29 protein-coding genes are annotated in these 12,677 nt (G+C 68.0%); 26 read left to right on the top strand and 3 right to left on the bottom strand.

The window, feature by feature from the left end; all coding sequences use genetic code 11:
* Positions 1-199: 199 nt before the first annotated feature.
* From O7626_RS40340 to O7626_RS40290, 11 genes are all read left to right on the top strand, one after another.
* Positions 200-367 carry a hypothetical protein gene (locus O7626_RS40340; protein ID WP_278066691.1) on the top strand — a complete coding sequence of 56 codons (168 nt, stop codon included), beginning with the start codon at positions 200-202 and terminating at the stop codon, positions 365-367.
* Entirely contained in the window at positions 364-603 is a 240-nt protein-coding gene (locus O7626_RS40335) for a hypothetical protein (protein ID WP_278066690.1), read from the top strand. The genes O7626_RS40340 and O7626_RS40335 overlap by 4 nt, the downstream gene beginning before the upstream one ends.
* Positions 604-780: 177 nt before the next feature.
* Positions 781-1,107 carry a hypothetical protein gene (locus tag O7626_RS40330; protein ID WP_278066689.1) on the top strand — a complete coding sequence of 109 codons (327 nt, stop codon included), beginning with the start codon at positions 781-783 and terminating at the stop codon, positions 1,105-1,107.
* Between the two features lie 56 nt (positions 1,108-1,163).
* Positions 1,164-1,427: a hypothetical protein gene (locus tag O7626_RS40325; RefSeq protein WP_278066688.1), complete on the top strand. Its 264-nt coding sequence runs from the start codon at positions 1,164-1,166 to the stop codon at positions 1,425-1,427.
* A 1-nt stretch (position 1,428) separates the two neighbouring features.
* The gene (locus tag O7626_RS40320) at positions 1,429-1,899 is read left to right on the top strand and encodes a hypothetical protein (protein ID WP_278066687.1); all 471 of its coding nucleotides are present in this window, start codon (positions 1,429-1,431) and stop codon (positions 1,897-1,899) included.
* A 416-nt stretch (positions 1,900-2,315) separates the two neighbouring features.
* Positions 2,316-2,705, top strand: a complete 390-nt coding sequence (locus tag O7626_RS40315) for a hypothetical protein (protein ID WP_278066686.1) — start codon at positions 2,316-2,318, stop codon at positions 2,703-2,705.
* A gap of 2 nt (positions 2,706-2,707) precedes the next feature.
* A complete protein-coding gene (locus O7626_RS40310; RefSeq protein ID WP_278066685.1) occupies positions 2,708-2,980 on the top strand; it encodes a hypothetical protein in 273 nt (90 codons plus the stop codon).
* 20 nt (positions 2,981-3,000) lie between these two features.
* Positions 3,001-3,162 (top strand): hypothetical protein, encoded by a 162-nt coding sequence (locus O7626_RS40305; RefSeq protein ID WP_278066684.1) that lies wholly within the window; start codon positions 3,001-3,003, stop codon positions 3,160-3,162.
* A gap of 116 nt (positions 3,163-3,278) precedes the next feature.
* Positions 3,279-3,638, top strand: coding sequence for a hypothetical protein (locus tag O7626_RS40300; RefSeq protein ID WP_278066683.1), 360 nt, complete (start codon positions 3,279-3,281; stop codon positions 3,636-3,638).
* A gap of 101 nt (positions 3,639-3,739) precedes the next feature.
* On the top strand, positions 3,740-4,054 hold the full coding sequence (locus O7626_RS40295; protein ID WP_278066682.1) for a hypothetical protein: 315 nt from the start codon (positions 3,740-3,742) through the stop codon (positions 4,052-4,054).
* Between the two features lie 25 nt (positions 4,055-4,079).
* Entirely contained in the window at positions 4,080-4,268 is a 189-nt protein-coding gene (locus O7626_RS40290; protein WP_278066681.1) for a hypothetical protein, read from the top strand.
* Between the two features lie 14 nt (positions 4,269-4,282).
* On the opposite strand, the gene O7626_RS40285 is transcribed toward O7626_RS40290, so the two are convergent.
* Complete coding sequence (locus O7626_RS40285; protein ID WP_278066680.1) at positions 4,283-4,519, bottom strand: hypothetical protein; 237 nt, start codon at positions 4,517-4,519, stop codon at positions 4,283-4,285.
* Between the two features lie 84 nt (positions 4,520-4,603).
* Here O7626_RS40285 and O7626_RS40280 point away from each other — a divergent pair, with 84 nt between their 5' ends.
* The 11 genes from O7626_RS40280 to O7626_RS40230 all read left to right on the top strand — a co-directional run bounded on the left by O7626_RS40280 (position 4,604) and on the right by O7626_RS40230 (position 8,560).
* Positions 4,604-5,197, top strand: a complete 594-nt coding sequence (locus O7626_RS40280) for a DUF262 domain-containing protein (protein WP_278066679.1) — start codon at positions 4,604-4,606, stop codon at positions 5,195-5,197.
* 4 nt (positions 5,198-5,201) lie between these two features.
* Entirely contained in the window at positions 5,202-5,789 is a 588-nt protein-coding gene (locus O7626_RS40275) for a hypothetical protein (RefSeq protein ID WP_278066678.1), read from the top strand.
* A 5-nt stretch (positions 5,790-5,794) separates the two neighbouring features.
* Entirely contained in the window at positions 5,795-6,118 is a 324-nt protein-coding gene (locus O7626_RS40270; RefSeq protein ID WP_278066677.1) for a hypothetical protein, read from the top strand.
* Between the two features lie 5 nt (positions 6,119-6,123).
* Positions 6,124-6,369 (top strand): hypothetical protein, encoded by a 246-nt coding sequence (locus O7626_RS40265; RefSeq protein WP_278066676.1) that lies wholly within the window; start codon positions 6,124-6,126, stop codon positions 6,367-6,369.
* Positions 6,366-6,626, top strand: a complete 261-nt coding sequence (locus O7626_RS40260) for a hypothetical protein (RefSeq protein WP_278066675.1) — start codon at positions 6,366-6,368, stop codon at positions 6,624-6,626. Before O7626_RS40265 ends, O7626_RS40260 begins: the two co-directional genes overlap by 4 nt.
* Before the next feature lie 2 nt (positions 6,627-6,628).
* Entirely contained in the window at positions 6,629-6,949 is a 321-nt protein-coding gene (locus tag O7626_RS40255) for a hypothetical protein (RefSeq protein ID WP_278066674.1), read from the top strand.
* Positions 6,946-7,179 carry a hypothetical protein gene (locus tag O7626_RS40250; RefSeq protein WP_278066673.1) on the top strand — a complete coding sequence of 78 codons (234 nt, stop codon included), beginning with the start codon at positions 6,946-6,948 and terminating at the stop codon, positions 7,177-7,179. Before O7626_RS40255 ends, O7626_RS40250 begins: the two co-directional genes overlap by 4 nt.
* Positions 7,180-7,189: 10 nt before the next feature.
* A complete protein-coding gene (locus O7626_RS40245) occupies positions 7,190-7,348 on the top strand; it encodes a hypothetical protein (RefSeq protein ID WP_278066672.1) in 159 nt (52 codons plus the stop codon).
* On the top strand, positions 7,341-7,574 hold the full coding sequence (locus O7626_RS40240) for a hypothetical protein (protein ID WP_278066671.1): 234 nt from the start codon (positions 7,341-7,343) through the stop codon (positions 7,572-7,574). Before O7626_RS40245 ends, O7626_RS40240 begins: the two co-directional genes overlap by 8 nt.
* The gene (locus tag O7626_RS40235) at positions 7,567-8,241 is read left to right on the top strand and encodes a hypothetical protein (RefSeq protein WP_278066670.1); all 675 of its coding nucleotides are present in this window, start codon (positions 7,567-7,569) and stop codon (positions 8,239-8,241) included. Before O7626_RS40240 ends, O7626_RS40235 begins: the two co-directional genes overlap by 8 nt.
* Positions 8,242-8,362: 121 nt before the next feature.
* The gene (locus O7626_RS40230) at positions 8,363-8,560 is read left to right on the top strand and encodes a hypothetical protein (RefSeq protein ID WP_278066669.1); all 198 of its coding nucleotides are present in this window, start codon (positions 8,363-8,365) and stop codon (positions 8,558-8,560) included.
* Between the two features lie 29 nt (positions 8,561-8,589).
* Here the strand turns inward: O7626_RS40230 and O7626_RS40225 are convergent, their stop codons facing one another.
* Positions 8,590-8,853 carry a hypothetical protein gene (locus O7626_RS40225; protein WP_278066668.1) on the bottom strand — a complete coding sequence of 88 codons (264 nt, stop codon included), beginning with the start codon at positions 8,851-8,853 and terminating at the stop codon, positions 8,590-8,592.
* 83 nt (positions 8,854-8,936) lie between these two features.
* Here O7626_RS40225 and O7626_RS40220 point away from each other — a divergent pair, with 83 nt between their 5' ends.
* From O7626_RS40220 to O7626_RS40210, 3 genes are all read left to right on the top strand, one after another.
* Positions 8,937-9,212, top strand: a complete 276-nt coding sequence (locus O7626_RS40220) for a hypothetical protein (protein ID WP_278066667.1) — start codon at positions 8,937-8,939, stop codon at positions 9,210-9,212.
* Positions 9,209-9,646, top strand: coding sequence for a hypothetical protein (locus O7626_RS40215; protein ID WP_278066666.1), 438 nt, complete (start codon positions 9,209-9,211; stop codon positions 9,644-9,646). Before O7626_RS40220 ends, O7626_RS40215 begins: the two co-directional genes overlap by 4 nt.
* Before the next feature lie 305 nt (positions 9,647-9,951).
* Complete coding sequence (locus O7626_RS40210; protein ID WP_278066665.1) at positions 9,952-10,077, top strand: hypothetical protein; 126 nt, start codon at positions 9,952-9,954, stop codon at positions 10,075-10,077.
* Between the two features lie 253 nt (positions 10,078-10,330).
* Here O7626_RS40210 and O7626_RS40205 read toward each other — a convergent pair whose 3' ends face one another.
* Positions 10,331-10,558, bottom strand: a complete 228-nt coding sequence (locus O7626_RS40205; protein WP_278066664.1) for a helix-turn-helix domain-containing protein — start codon at positions 10,556-10,558, stop codon at positions 10,331-10,333.
* A gap of 208 nt (positions 10,559-10,766) precedes the next feature.
* Here O7626_RS40205 and O7626_RS40200 point away from each other — a divergent pair, with 208 nt between their 5' ends.
* Positions 10,767-12,671, top strand: a complete 1,905-nt coding sequence (locus O7626_RS40200) for a DUF2637 domain-containing protein (RefSeq protein WP_278066663.1) — start codon at positions 10,767-10,769, stop codon at positions 12,669-12,671.
* Positions 12,672-12,677 lie beyond the last annotated feature (6 nt).

Below are 12,677 nucleotides of genomic sequence, written 5' to 3'. Positions count from 1 at the left end.
GAAAGCCACCGGCTGCCCTCACCACCAACCCCCCGAAGGAGGTCAGCATGGCCAATGCTAACGGGCAGGCGTCGTGCTCCTGTGGCCGTTGCGTCCGCTGCGCGAAACTCATCCGCGCGGCGGTACGCCGTGAGACGCGCCCCGTCGCCCAGCGGACGGATGTCGGCGCGATCGTCGACCCTCGCTATCTGCCCCGCCAGTGACCGGCGGTGAGATGCGGTCGGGGGTGGCCACCTACGGCTACCCCCGGCGTCGCCCGGTCACGTACGAGCCGATCCCGACCATCCACCAGCCGTGCGGCACCGACCGTGAGCGTGGTGACTGCCCCGACGAGTGCCCGCCCGAAACCCGCGAGGAGACCCGATGACCGCGACCGTAGAGCGCCCGCTGACCGTGCACCGGAACCGGCGCCGCAATCGCCGCAACGAGTTCGCCGAGCAGGTAGCCGACCGGTTCGACCGGCGTGAGGCGGTGAGCGTAATCGTCGTCGACTACGGGCCGGGGTGGTGGGTGACTGCTGTCGACCGGGCTGCGGGGGAGTTCGAGGTGTATCGGGATGGCGGGTCGATGACCGTGGCGTGGGCTGCGGTTCGAGGAGACTGACAGAAACTCTGTCTATGTTGTTGACCGCCCCCCGGGTAGTCGTTAAGCTGTACATACAACACGCACCAAGTTTCTAACTCAACAGCGGACCCGCGCGAGCGGGACAAGGGGCCTCCCCAACGCCAACGGGCGCTAAGGGAACGCGAGCACCACCCAACCCAACCCAGGGAGGCCCCCATGTCCATCACCTTCGCCCCCGCCACCGTCGGCGGCCCCACGGTCAACATGGCCAACGGGAACGCGGCCCAGGTCCTCGACCTGCTCGGCCTCACCAACGACGGATGCGGGGAACTCGCCGCCGAGGACTTCCTCGGCCGCGTACTGCTCGCCCAGGCACTCTCCGACGTCGCCACCGACGACACCCGAGGGCTGCCGGCCCGGATCGAGGGCACCAACTGGATCGACTGCGGACGACGCCCCGGCTACCTCGCCGAACGGCTCACCCAACTGCACGAGATCGCATCCTGGGCGCGAGAGCGGAACGCGGTCGTGATGTGGTCCTGACCGGTGTCGCGCGGGTCCGCTGTAGAGAAGACTCTGAACCCGTCAGGAGGCACGCCGTGAGTAACCCGATCCCGTCCACCGTCGAGGGGTACGCGGCCGAAACGCTGCGACGGCACATCGAGCGGGCCGCCGACGAACTAGAACAGCTCGCCGTGTCGCTCCGTAGTCGGGCCGGCTCGGTTGGCGTCGAAAGCGGCAGCTACTCAAGTACGGCGGCCTCCGTGCAGCGGTCCGTGACCTCGGCCGTCGCAGCCCTGTGCTTGGACACGTTGACGCCGATCGCCGCCGAGGCGGATGTCGCCCGAGCCCGTGGAGAGTGACATGGACATCGACCCCGTTGACCTGGTCCGGGTCACGCACATCATCGAGGACCACGCCGGCCGGCTGTACGCCCATCCGATGATCGGCGGCAGCGCGTCGTCGGTGGCCCGCTACGTGACCGAGGGTCCGCTGTCCGGCCTGGGTGATCGACGCGGCTGGGACTGGCGCGAGCTGTGCGACTGGGTGTACGCCTACCTCGGCGAGCACCCGGAGGTGCTGGCGACCTCGTTCACCGAACGTGAGATGGAGGAGCGACAGGAAGCCCGTCGGCAGGTTGGGCGGGACTTCGAACGTCAGGCCAGCGAGGCGTTCCACGCGGGCGACTTCGGTCGGGCATTGGATCTGCTGGACGAGGGGGAGATGGTCGCCCCGGACGGTTGTCCGCAGATTCCCGGCGCTCCGCTCGTGACGTGGGAGTCGCTGCGCGAGCTGGTGCGCGGGGTGGCTGCGTCTGCGGCGAAGGCGGGGTGATTGGTGTGGGTGCTTCGGTAGCGTATGGTCCGGCAAGTTGTGTGGACCGAGTTTCGGAGGATCCTGTGGGTGAGGCGCCGTTCATGGACACGAAGGCTGTGGCCGCGTTGGGTGGTGTGCAGGCGGCGACGGTGTCTCGGTACCGGCAGCGGTCGAAGTCGGGTGGCCCGTACGAGTCGGATCCGTTTCCGGAGCCGGACGGGGTGAACGGGAAGTGGCCGTGGTGGAATCTGTCGCGGGCCGAGGAGATCCGGGAGTGGTTTGCGCGGCAGCAGGATCGGTCGGGTGTGGGTGGTCGGCCGCGTAAGTCTGCTGGTCAGGGCTAGCCTCTAAAACTCTGTCCTAGTTGTTGACTGGTGGATTGGCGTGGCTTAAGCTGTACATACAACGGAGACAGAGATTCGAGGGAGGACAAGATGCAGGAGACCCGCCACAACGCCGGAGCCGCCCGCTACCTGTACGGCACCCCCCAGGGCATCCTCGAATTCCGCTCCATCCCCACCCCCGCCGAGACGATCAACGCCCTGATCCTCCACGCCGTCGACTGCGACGCCGAAGACTGCGACACGGACCTGTGCGACGCCGAATACCTCGACGGCGCCAACATCGCCCTGTCGTGGGCCGCCGGTGACGACGCCGGGGTCTGGTACGAGCTGTCCCTGTACGCCGTCGGCCGGGAGGTCGCCGACACGCAGCAGATGCCGCACGAGCCGTCGGCCGACGAGCGGGCGTTGCTGGGTCGGCTGCGGGCCGAGGGTCAGCGGATGGTCGGCGAAGGCCACTTTCACAACGGACAGGAGCACTGACCATGGCCCGCACGAAGAAGGCCACCTACTGCGGTGACTGCTGCGCCGAGTTCGGCCCCAACGTCCAGCCCGGCCGGACTTCCGGCATCTGCGACGTGTGCTCCCCGCTGCACGTGGTGCACCTCGCCTTGGCGGGGGACTTCGCCACCTACTGCGGCGCGATGATGCACGAGGTGCGGGCCGACGACGCGCAGGACGTGGTGTTCGACGAGGTGACGAGCGCGATCAACTGCCAGCGGTGCTTGGACGCGCACAGCAACCGCAGCTCGTACTGACCGACGATCGGAGAACTGACATGTACCTGCCGCAAAGGCTCGCCGCCGACATCGCAGGAACCAAGGTCGCCATCGTGGATCTCGCGACCGGTGACGTACTGGAGGAGGTTGACCACGGTACGGAGGCCGAGGCGAACAAGGCGTACCAGGCGTTGCGCGCCGAGTTGGAAAGCCAGGACTGACCATCCGCACCCTTCGGGGTGCCCGACCTCGGATCGTGTAGGCGCACCAGCGGGGTTCGAATCCCCGGCGATCCGCTCCCAGAGACCCAACCAGCCCAAGAAGCGAGGAGACCGAGATGCCCAAGGTGACGATTACCCGAGATGAGTTCAACCGCTTCTGGGATGAAGTCCTCGGCAACGACTGGTGCATCGAGGAGACGGACATTCCCGACCAGTGGTGGGACGGCGACGACAGCGAGCCGATCACCATCGAGTATCTGACGCTGGAGTGGCAGGTGATGGGTCCGCGCGAGCCGAGCCCCACGACCTGGATCACTGCTCGGGACCTGCGCGACGGCTCCCCGAACTTCTTCACACTGCTGAAGCGGTGGCGGGGGGAGCAGACGACGGTGACGGTGGTTGTGGAGGTGCCCCGCGAGCGGGAGGCCGACCTGCTGGCCGCAGTGAAGGAACTCGGCGGCCGGGTCGTCAGCTAGCCGCCAGTCCTTGTCTCGCCGGGAGGCGACGACCGTGAGGTGCCGGATCGAAACCGGCCGAGGGCACCAAACCCAACGCCGACCAGTCCGAGGAGGAGCGCATGAAGACGAACATCAACCTCGCCCCAGTCTTTCGCCGGGCTGCCGCGCTCGTTCGCGAGCGCGGCCACCACCGACACGGACAGGGCATCGCCGACAACGCGACCAGCGGTCCCGTGTCTCTGATCGGTGCGCTCCGTGTCGCCGCCGATGACATGCGGGCCGGCGACTGGATGACACTCCTCAGCCGGGTCGCCGACTACTGGACGTACGAACTCCGCACCGACTTTCGGGAGTGGGAGTGGGAGAACCGCGACCGGGATTTGACGGTCGAGCTGGCCAACCATTTGAACGCCGCCGCTACCTACACCCGCTGACCCGACCAGCCCGAGGAGGACTGCGATGAACGAACTGCCGCTGTGGCGGGTTACCTACGCCATCCCCACCGAACTTCGGGTGATCGGCGTCGTCCGGGCAGCTACCGGGCTGGACGCGATCGACGCGATCGAGCAGCAGGAAGAGAACCTGGGGCGTGGCCCGGTGATCCGCGAGGCAACCGACGTCGAGCAGGTCTACGAGTCGTCCGAGTAGGTGTGACGCGGCGGTCAGGTTTTGGGCTTGGGCGGGCGCCCCTTCTTGCGGGTCCGCCGAACCTGGCCCAGCCGCTTCAGCATCGCGTCGGGGTTCTGGAGGAGTACTTCGAGGCAGGATTCGAAGAACTCGGTCATGTTCCAGTTGTTGTCGTCGAGAACCTTCGCCCCTCGTTCGCGCAGCTCGGGATCGGGTCGCAGGGCCATGCTGGGGTTGCGGTGGCGGTCGGTGGTCTTGGGCTTCTCGGTCATGAAATCAGTATGCCATGTGGCTAGCCACTTAGTCTCAGGTGCGCTAGGATGTGGATAGCCACTAAATCGTCATGGGAGTAGATGATGACCCGCCAGACCTCAAAGCCGCTGGTCAGTTACGACATGCACGCCATGAACCGCGAGGCGTACGGCTACGTAATCGCCGCAAACGAAGGCGAACTGATCCTCGACCTGCCATACCAGCGCGGTTCGGTCTGGAACCTCGACCAGCACATCGCCCTGGTCCGCTCCTGGCTTACCGGCGTGCCGATCGCCGCCGTCATCGTCAACGTCCGCCGCTCCCGCTGGTGGACCGACACCGACGTGTTCGACCCCCGCTCCGACGAGCCGGCCAGCGACGCCGTGATCGACGGGCAGCAGCGGATCCGCACCACCCTCGCCTGGTTCGCCGGAGAGTTCGCGGTGCCGGCGTCGTGGTTCGACCCGGAGATGGTCGCCGCGACCGAGGACACCGACGACGGCCCGTACGTGCGCTACACGGGGCTGACCCGGACGGGACAGACGTGGTTCAAGCGGCACGCGAAGTTGCCGTACATCGAGGCGAAGGTCGCGACGCTGCGCGAGGAGGCGGAGATCTTCGGCCTCGTCAACGGCGGCGGCACCCCGCAGACCGACGACGACATGGCCAACGCCCGACGTGTGGCCGAGGGAGCGTAACCCGATGGCGAAGCTGAAGACCTACACCCTCGGCAGCAACGGCTTCATCGACGCCGCCACCCGCGACGCGCTCGGCCTCGCCAGTCACATCCGGCAAGCCGGCGTCATCGTTGTCGCAACCACCAAAGCTGAAGCCATTCGCATTCTCGCCGAGCACGGCTTCCGTCGTGTCAGCCTGTCGGACTCCGAGTTCCGGATGGCGATGGGCTACGACCTCGACGCACTGGCGGAAGCCGGCGTGTTCGACAAGCCGGGTGTGTGGGTGACGCCGCTGCTCACCCGACCCGGCGACCGGGTTGTCGCCATGCAGCCGGGCGGGATTCCTGCCGTGATCGGCCGGTTTGAGGATGCCGGCAGCGTACCGGTACAGGTTCGTACCCGAGGAGGCGTGACCCCGATGACTTTCGACCCCGACACCCTGATCTCGACCGCCGAGCGTGGCGACTGCGGACCCTGCGACGGCACCGGCGAGTCCAGCCCCGGTTGGGACTGCGCGGCGTGCGGCGGTACCGGGTTTGTTGGTGGTGGTCACCAAGACTGCTGCGGCGAACTGGCCGACGACTGCCGCTGCGACGAGAACAACGAGGAGTGATGGCGATGACCGCCACCTTCCGTGCCGCCGCCGACGCCATCGCCTACGCCCTCGGCGAACCCCCGCAGCGAACCGACTGGGCTATCGCCTACGTCGCCGCCGATGGCGAAACCACCTTCGTCCCGGCTGTCGACGAGGCGGAAGCCCGCCGCGACGCCGACGACATCAACCTCGGCTCGGCGTCGTTGGCCCTGTCCGGCCGGACGGACCGTAGCCACCCGGTGCGCGCCTACGCGGCATTCCAAGAGGTGCGGGTGTTGCCAGACGGCACGCAGATCATCGGCCCGTGGCATGCGCCCGCCGACCAGTTCCTCAGCAACGAAAGGTGACCCCGATGGTTGACCGGATCCCGAGGAGCCCGAGCACCCTGTACGCGTTGGCTGTCGCCGTCCGACGCGAGGTTTTCCGCGACCACGGCGGCGTCATCTGGCAGCACCACGGCACCGACGTCCGCGAGGCCGGCAGCGATGTTGTGGCGGAACTGACCAGCCTGGAAGAGGCCGGGTTGGTGACCTGCCCGCCGCCGGCCGGTCGACACGACCGGTACTTCGAGGTCACCGACAAGGCGTTGGAGGCGTGACCGTGAACACCGCGAAGCTGGCCCCGAACCCGGTCACCCTGTCGCCGACCGAAACCCGACTCCTCCGCGAAGCCGCCGCCAACAACGGACTCATCCACGTCGGCGCTTGGACGTCGCCGAAGGAGCGGAAGGCTGTCGAAGGGCTCGTCCGTAAGGGCGTCTTCTCGCCGGGGTCCGCCGTGCATGGCGGGTCGGCTCGGCACATCACCAAGCACGGCCGGCGGGTGCTCGCCGAACTCGACGCGAAGGGGCAATGACCATGACTAACCTGACCCACCAACAGTACAAGCGGCTCCGGGACATGGCCGACGGTCACCTGACCTTGTACGCGTCCGTCCGCTACTACGACGAGGCGACCGGCGCCCGACTCGACCAGCCGGTGCCGTTGTACGTCGGCACCGCCCACGACCGGTCCGACGCCGTCGACCTGGACTGGTGGAAGCCGCTTCTTGCCGCCGGCCTGATCGCCCTGCCGAGGTTGGGTGGCGGTAACCGGTGCACCGTGACCCTCGACGGACACAAGGCCGTCGCAGCCCACCGCCCGCCGACACCCCGACGATCTGAGGAGCGCCGACCGTGATCTCCGCGAAACTCAACACCCACCCCGTCCACGGCGCCATTGTCCGGCTCTCCAACTACGGCCAGACCTTCGCGTCCATGCCCGTGCCCGTACAACGCGGCGAGGAGCCGACCGAGGCTGCCGAACGGGCGCTGGCCGAGCACGGATGGCACACCACCGAGGCGTGGCAGCCGACCGGGACGGCGTGGATTACGCACGTCGCGATGACCGCCGACACCCCGACTACTTGAGGAGACAACCATGCTCGACGACGACGACCAGCACTTCCAGATCCACAGCAAGCTCTACGACAGGCTCGGCAAGATGGCAGACAGCGACGACCCGGAAGTGCGAGCCGAAGCCGTCCGCCTCGCGAAGGCGATTGCCGAGGCGGGCAGGCGGGAGTTCGACCGTGCCTGAGCAGGCCGCCACCTTCGAGCCCGCCGCCGACATGCCGATCGGAGCGACGATCCGGCACAACAACATCACCTTCACCAAGACTGACCACCCCGACCGGCCGTGGCGCACCCAGAAGTTCGGCCGGTTCACCGATCAGCAGATGGACGAGTTCCGGAAGCGTGACGCCAAGCGGGACGCGGCGGACCGGCTGATCGACGCGATCCTCGCGGAGGGCGACCGTGGTTAGCCCGGAGCGGATCCTGCGCCAGCGGGAGGTGACCGCGATGGCGGCCCTCGACACCATGCCGCACCTGACCGCCCGCGTTCGGAACCTACTCGCCCACGGCCGGCGAATGACCGTCACCCAGCGGTACACCTATCTCGACCAGCCACCCGAGGTCACCGCCGGCCTCACCCTCGACACGCAGGCCCGAGGCGGCGACATCGTCGAAGGCGTCAAGCCGGACGAGTTCCACCACTTCGGCGTCCACCTGCGTCCCGGCCTCCTCGCCGGGTTCGGCTTCTCCGCCTACGCCTCCGAGGGCAACACCACCGAAGCCGAAGCGTGGAAGCGGTACCACGCAGGCAAGGACGCCGTCGACAGGTGGAAGCGGCGACGCCGCATGACCCTGATCGAGATCGTCGGCGGGCTCCCCGGAGACGGCCCGGCCCGTGGTGACCAGCTCGTCATCCGGGCATGGAACGACGACGGCGTCTGTGACGAGCGGGTGGTCGCCTTCGACTACGGGCCAGACCGGCAGCAGCAGCGTGACAACCTAGCCCGACACCTGTGGACTGCTGACGCCGGCAGCCCGGACCGGTGGGACTCGTTCACGCTCGACGACGGGGCGCGGGTGCCGTTCTACACCCGGGCAGACGAACTCCTGGCCGTCATCGCCGGCACCGACGGCTGACACCCGATACCGCCTCGGCCAGGTGGACCGCAAGGCGAACCGGGCGTCAGTGAATTGACTCTCAGCCCACGCCGCCGGGTGCATGATGGGCGCCGCACATCTCAACCCGGAGGAGACCGCCATGCCGACCCCGAAACTTCCCGCCGACCAGATCGCCCAGCTACGCAGGCTTGCCGACGAGTACGTGGCCGCCCACGAGGACGGGCCGTACGCGGCGAAGACGACCAAGGACCGGGGTGGGCACGCCCACCGGTTCGTCGACTACCTCGAAGGCCGGTACGACCCTGCCACTGACTACGGCAAGCGGATCGTTCCCTGACCTCTACCGGTGGCGGTTACCGGTGATCGTTATGTCTTCGGCGCCCGGCCGGCTTCCCGGGCGATCCGGGACACGGTGGTGAAGTGTTTGCCGAGCCGTTCCGCGATCTCGGTGTCCTTCATTGTCTGGCGGGCAGCCCGTACGTCGGCTGCGCGGGCGTCGGCGATAGCGCGGTGCAGGTCGGGCCAGGCGTCGAGGATGAGTCCCCAGACGCGAGCACGGTCGACGGGGGTGGTTTGTCGGGCGAGTTCGGCCCGGAGTTTGTCGAGGGGGGCGAGCGGGTCTGGGTTCATGGACAACATCTTAGCGGGTAGGCACTTGCACTACTAGTGGGTACCCGCTAATCTAGAGTCAACGCAGACCAGAGGAGACCACGATGACCAGCATCCAGATCACCCCCACCCGCGCGGCGATCCTCCACGCCATCGCCTCCACCGACATCGAGGTCTACGCCCTCAAAACCATCCGCCAGTCCTGGGCCGACGCCGACGTGTGGCTGAAGGAATCCGACGCGCCGAAGCGGAAGGTGACCGGCATCGTCGCCGACCTGGAGAAGGCGGGGCTGGTGCGACGCCAGCCGCCCCACACCACCTACGGCATGGTGCGGCACTACACCCTGACCGACGACGGGCGCGAGGCCATCGGGCAGTGACGAACACCCTCGACCTGCTCGACCGGCCCGACGTCGGCAAACTGCGATGGTACGAGTGGGCCGGCACCGACACCCCACCGGTCGGTGGAGTCGACACCGGCGACGACGACCCGATGTGGGGCCGGATCGGCGACCGCACCGAACTGGCCGACACCCTCGCCGCCGGCACACCCGTCTACCTGCCCGTAGCCGTCTCCTATCGCGGCGACGACCCGGACTACGACTGGGACACCGACCCGGGCAACGTCCACTACGAGACGCACAAGGGCGCCGTGGACGAGTCGCACGTCGTCCATCACACGCGGGTGGGCATCTACAACGGCGACGAGGAGGACCACACCAGCGTGACCATGCTCGTCCGTCTCGGGGTTGACGTGCCGGAGGGCGTGTACGACACGCTCGCCGCCGCCCTGGCCGCCAAGCCGTACCTCTAGGCCCGCAACACCAGCGCGGCCCCGGCTCCATCACGGAGCCGGGGCCGTTTGCTCAGATGTCGGGACGATCTGACGCTGCTGAAATCAAGGCGTCAGGTGGCAATTCGGATGGCCAATGCTCATCAAAGATGTCAACACGGGTATAGCGGACATCCAAATTGCACCCTTATGTCGCCTGACCCGTGGGGCGCAGAGGTGAGGACCACTGCCTATAGGTCGCACCCCCAACCGGTGCGACACAGAACCGACCGAAGGCGGCCCCGGACAGTCCGGGGCCGCCTTCGTCTGCCCCCAAGGAGGCACTCATGCCCAACAAGCGTCGTCGGCAACACCAGACCCCCGACCAAGGTCCGTGGTGGCCGGTCGTGTTGCTGCTCGCAATCGAACTCGCCAGGCTGACCAACACGGTGCTCGTCATCACTGCCGCCTGACGAACAGACCAAGTGGCCCCGGCTTCACCGCGAAGCCGGGGCCGTTGTCTGTGCGGGCCGGTGTACCCCGAACCCAGGGGTCCGGCAACCCGCCACGTCCAGCGTAGACCCCGCTACTCCCGGCTCAATCCCTCGCTCGGCAGCCAGTCGTCCAAGTCGGTCCGACGGCACGACGAAAGCGGCCCCGCCTCAACTGAGGTCAGGGCCGCAGTGCAGCTTGAGGTGGCGAATCCAACGGGGATGCCTTCGCTTGCTATTGCTGCGGTGAGGCGCCTTGGTCGCGTTCAGGCTCCGCTTCCATCTCACGGAGGTAGCTCTCGACGTCTTCCGACCAGATCCGCCGATCCCCGCCGGCAAGGCGGCGGACCCGGCGGAACTTGCCGGTGTCGGCGTAGTTCCGTGCGGTGTTGGTGTGCACGCCAAGGATCTCGGCCACTTGGCCGATCCTCAGCCAACGCCCCTCGCCCACCAGAACCCCCACCTCTAAAACCTCCAAGGTCACCACAGTCTGGCAGACCTTCTGGCAGGTGAGGCATGGGCCGGAGGGACACACCCTCCAGCGTTCACGAAACCTCCAAGACCTCTGCTACCCCCCGAACCTCCATTACCTCCAACAGTGTGGCACACTGATGACGGTGATGGTCGATCGACCCGAGAAGACCTCACAGACCAGAGAGAGGAGCCGGCCGGTGACCTACGAGTCCGCACTGTTCAGGCCCGACGACGGGGAGGCACCGGCCGTCGGCACGGTCACACCCCCGGTCGAGCCGGGCATGTGGGGCCAGTTCGCCGGCTGGTTGGACAGCATTCCGGCGCTGGTGTGGCTCGCCCTGGCGGCGGTCCTCTTCGTCGCTCTCCTCGTCATGCGCTACCGACTCAACAAGGCGCGCAACGCGAACCCGACCCCCAACAAGGACGGCAGCAACCCGCTCGGTGGCCTCTTCTACGCCTCCGTAGCCGTCTCCGTCATCCTCTGGGCCGGCGTCCTCATCGGCTCGGCGAAGAACCTGATCGGCTGGGGCCGCGACACCCTCAACTGGACCGGTGGCTGGGAATACCTCGTCCCCGCCACCCTCGACGGCGTGGCGATCGCATTCGCCGTCCTCATGTTCGCCGCTGTGCGCGGCGGCCGGTCCGCGAACCGAGCGGCTCGGGTTGTGTGGGTCGCCACCGCCGTGTCGGCGACCATCGGCTTCTCGCACGAGTACGACCGCACGATCGCGTCCACGTTCGCCGCGATGTACCTCGCGTTCCTGGCCCTCGGTGCGATGGCGATCCTCCACGAACTGTTGGACCTGTTCCGCAGCCACACGGAGAAGAAGACCGCCCGGATCTCCCCGGTGTTCGGCCTCCGTTGGGTCACGTACCTGCCGAACACCCTGTGCGCCTGGCTGGCGTGGCAGAACCACCCGCCGCGCCCGCTGCCGGCCACCCCGACCGATGACCAGATCGTCTGGTACGGGTCGGTGCGCCACGCGGTCGCGCACCTGGAGATGGTGCGGCGTGCGAAGCGGATCGCCCGCTTCAAGGTCAACGTGCAGACGGGCACCCTTCCTGCCCCGTGGTGGTCGGTGGTCGCCCCGTGGGCGCGGGTGCAGCAACTCGACAACGTCCTCTCCGCCCGCGACGAGGAGATGGCGGAGATGTCTGCCCGGCTTGCTCAGGTGGTCGCCGACTTCGAGACGGAGAAGCAGCAGCGGACCGACACGGCGGAGAGGCTGCGGCAGGCGGTGGCGGAGAAGACGGCGGCGGAGAACCGTGCCGCTGCGGCTCTCCGGCAGGCAGAGGAGACCCGCACCGCCGTTGAGGCGGAGATGGCCCGGCTGCGACAGCAGGCGACGGAGACGGTGCACCGGGCGGAGAGCCTCGCCGACCGTCAGGTGACGACCGCCCGCACCGAACTGGCGCAGGCACAGGCGCGTCTCGACCGGCTCGAAGGGCAGTGGATCGAAGCGCGGCAGGAGGCGGCGGTGATCGCCGAACAGCTCTCCGCCGCCCGGTCGGAGACGACTGCCGCTCGGCTCTCCGCGCAGGAGGCGGAGAGGACTGCGGCGGCTCTCCGGGGCACGCTCTCCGAGGTGTCGGAAAAGCACCGGGCCGAACTGTCGGAGACGGTGGCCCGGTTGCAGGCGGAGACGGCGGAGACGGTCGCCCGGATCCGGGCAGAGATGTCGACGGTGAAGCTCTCCGACTACCGCAACGGGGAGGCCCGCAAGGGGCGCACCGGACAGCGGGGTGGCCTCTCCGCCAAGACCGGCGGGGCATCCAACCGGCCCCGGATGAGCGACGAAGAGGCACTTCAGGCGCTTCTCCGCGCACATCCGGAGCCGGAGTGGCAGTGGTCGCAGCCGCAGATTCGGGACATCACCGGGGCGGGCGGGGAGCGTCTCCAGCGTCTCCAGTCTGCGATCGCGGAGCACCACCGGAGTGCCGCTGCGGGGAACGGGCGGAGAGCCCTCACCGGGGAGGCGGGGAGCCCGTCGGTGAACGGCGCCGGTCGGCGTTCGGAGAGCGGCAGCGGGGCGAGCGGTGGGGACCTCTCCGACGACGACAAGGAGGACAGCCGTGGCCTCGCCGCAGCCCTCACCGGATAGTGCCGA

The sequence above is a fragment of the Micromonospora sp. WMMD1102 genome (assembly GCF_029626265.1).
Classification (GTDB): Bacteria; Actinomycetota; Actinomycetes; order Mycobacteriales; family Micromonosporaceae; genus Plantactinospora.
This window is presented reverse-complemented; position numbering and strand designations above follow the sequence as displayed.

What these genes read in the sequence shown, in the direction of transcription:
- O7626_RS40335 (WP_278066690.1), top strand. Translation starts at nt 364, where the DNA reads ATGACCGCGACCGTAGAGCGCCCGCTGACCGTGCACCGGAACCGGCGC.
- O7626_RS40330 (WP_278066689.1), top strand. Translation starts at nt 781, where the DNA reads ATGTCCATCACCTTCGCCCCCGCCACCGTCGGCGGCCCCACGGTCAAC.
- O7626_RS40320 (WP_278066687.1), top strand. Translation starts at nt 1,429, where the DNA reads ATGGACATCGACCCCGTTGACCTGGTCCGGGTCACGCACATCATCGAG.
- O7626_RS40315 (WP_278066686.1), top strand. Translation starts at nt 2,316, where the DNA reads ATGCAGGAGACCCGCCACAACGCCGGAGCCGCCCGCTACCTGTACGGC.
- O7626_RS40310 (WP_278066685.1), top strand. Translation starts at nt 2,708, where the DNA reads ATGGCCCGCACGAAGAAGGCCACCTACTGCGGTGACTGCTGCGCCGAG.
- O7626_RS40305 (WP_278066684.1), top strand. Translation starts at nt 3,001, where the DNA reads ATGTACCTGCCGCAAAGGCTCGCCGCCGACATCGCAGGAACCAAGGTC.
- O7626_RS40300 (WP_278066683.1), top strand. Translation starts at nt 3,279, where the DNA reads ATGCCCAAGGTGACGATTACCCGAGATGAGTTCAACCGCTTCTGGGAT.
- O7626_RS40295 (WP_278066682.1), top strand. Translation starts at nt 3,740, where the DNA reads ATGAAGACGAACATCAACCTCGCCCCAGTCTTTCGCCGGGCTGCCGCG.
- O7626_RS40290 (WP_278066681.1), top strand. Translation starts at nt 4,080, where the DNA reads ATGAACGAACTGCCGCTGTGGCGGGTTACCTACGCCATCCCCACCGAA.
- O7626_RS40285 (WP_278066680.1), bottom strand. Translation starts at nt 4,519, where the DNA reads ATGACCGAGAAGCCCAAGACCACCGACCGCCACCGCAACCCCAGCATG.
- O7626_RS40280 (WP_278066679.1), top strand. Translation starts at nt 4,604, where the DNA reads ATGACCCGCCAGACCTCAAAGCCGCTGGTCAGTTACGACATGCACGCC.
- O7626_RS40275 (WP_278066678.1), top strand. Translation starts at nt 5,202, where the DNA reads ATGGCGAAGCTGAAGACCTACACCCTCGGCAGCAACGGCTTCATCGAC.
- O7626_RS40270 (WP_278066677.1), top strand. Translation starts at nt 5,795, where the DNA reads ATGACCGCCACCTTCCGTGCCGCCGCCGACGCCATCGCCTACGCCCTC.
- O7626_RS40265 (WP_278066676.1), top strand. Translation starts at nt 6,124, where the DNA reads ATGGTTGACCGGATCCCGAGGAGCCCGAGCACCCTGTACGCGTTGGCT.
- O7626_RS40255 (WP_278066674.1), top strand. Translation starts at nt 6,629, where the DNA reads ATGACTAACCTGACCCACCAACAGTACAAGCGGCTCCGGGACATGGCC.
- O7626_RS40245 (WP_278066672.1), top strand. Translation starts at nt 7,190, where the DNA reads ATGCTCGACGACGACGACCAGCACTTCCAGATCCACAGCAAGCTCTAC.
- O7626_RS40230 (WP_278066669.1), top strand. Translation starts at nt 8,363, where the DNA reads ATGCCGACCCCGAAACTTCCCGCCGACCAGATCGCCCAGCTACGCAGG.
- O7626_RS40225 (WP_278066668.1), bottom strand. Translation starts at nt 8,853, where the DNA reads ATGAACCCAGACCCGCTCGCCCCCCTCGACAAACTCCGGGCCGAACTC.
- O7626_RS40220 (WP_278066667.1), top strand. Translation starts at nt 8,937, where the DNA reads ATGACCAGCATCCAGATCACCCCCACCCGCGCGGCGATCCTCCACGCC.
- O7626_RS40210 (WP_278066665.1), top strand. Translation starts at nt 9,952, where the DNA reads ATGCCCAACAAGCGTCGTCGGCAACACCAGACCCCCGACCAAGGTCCG.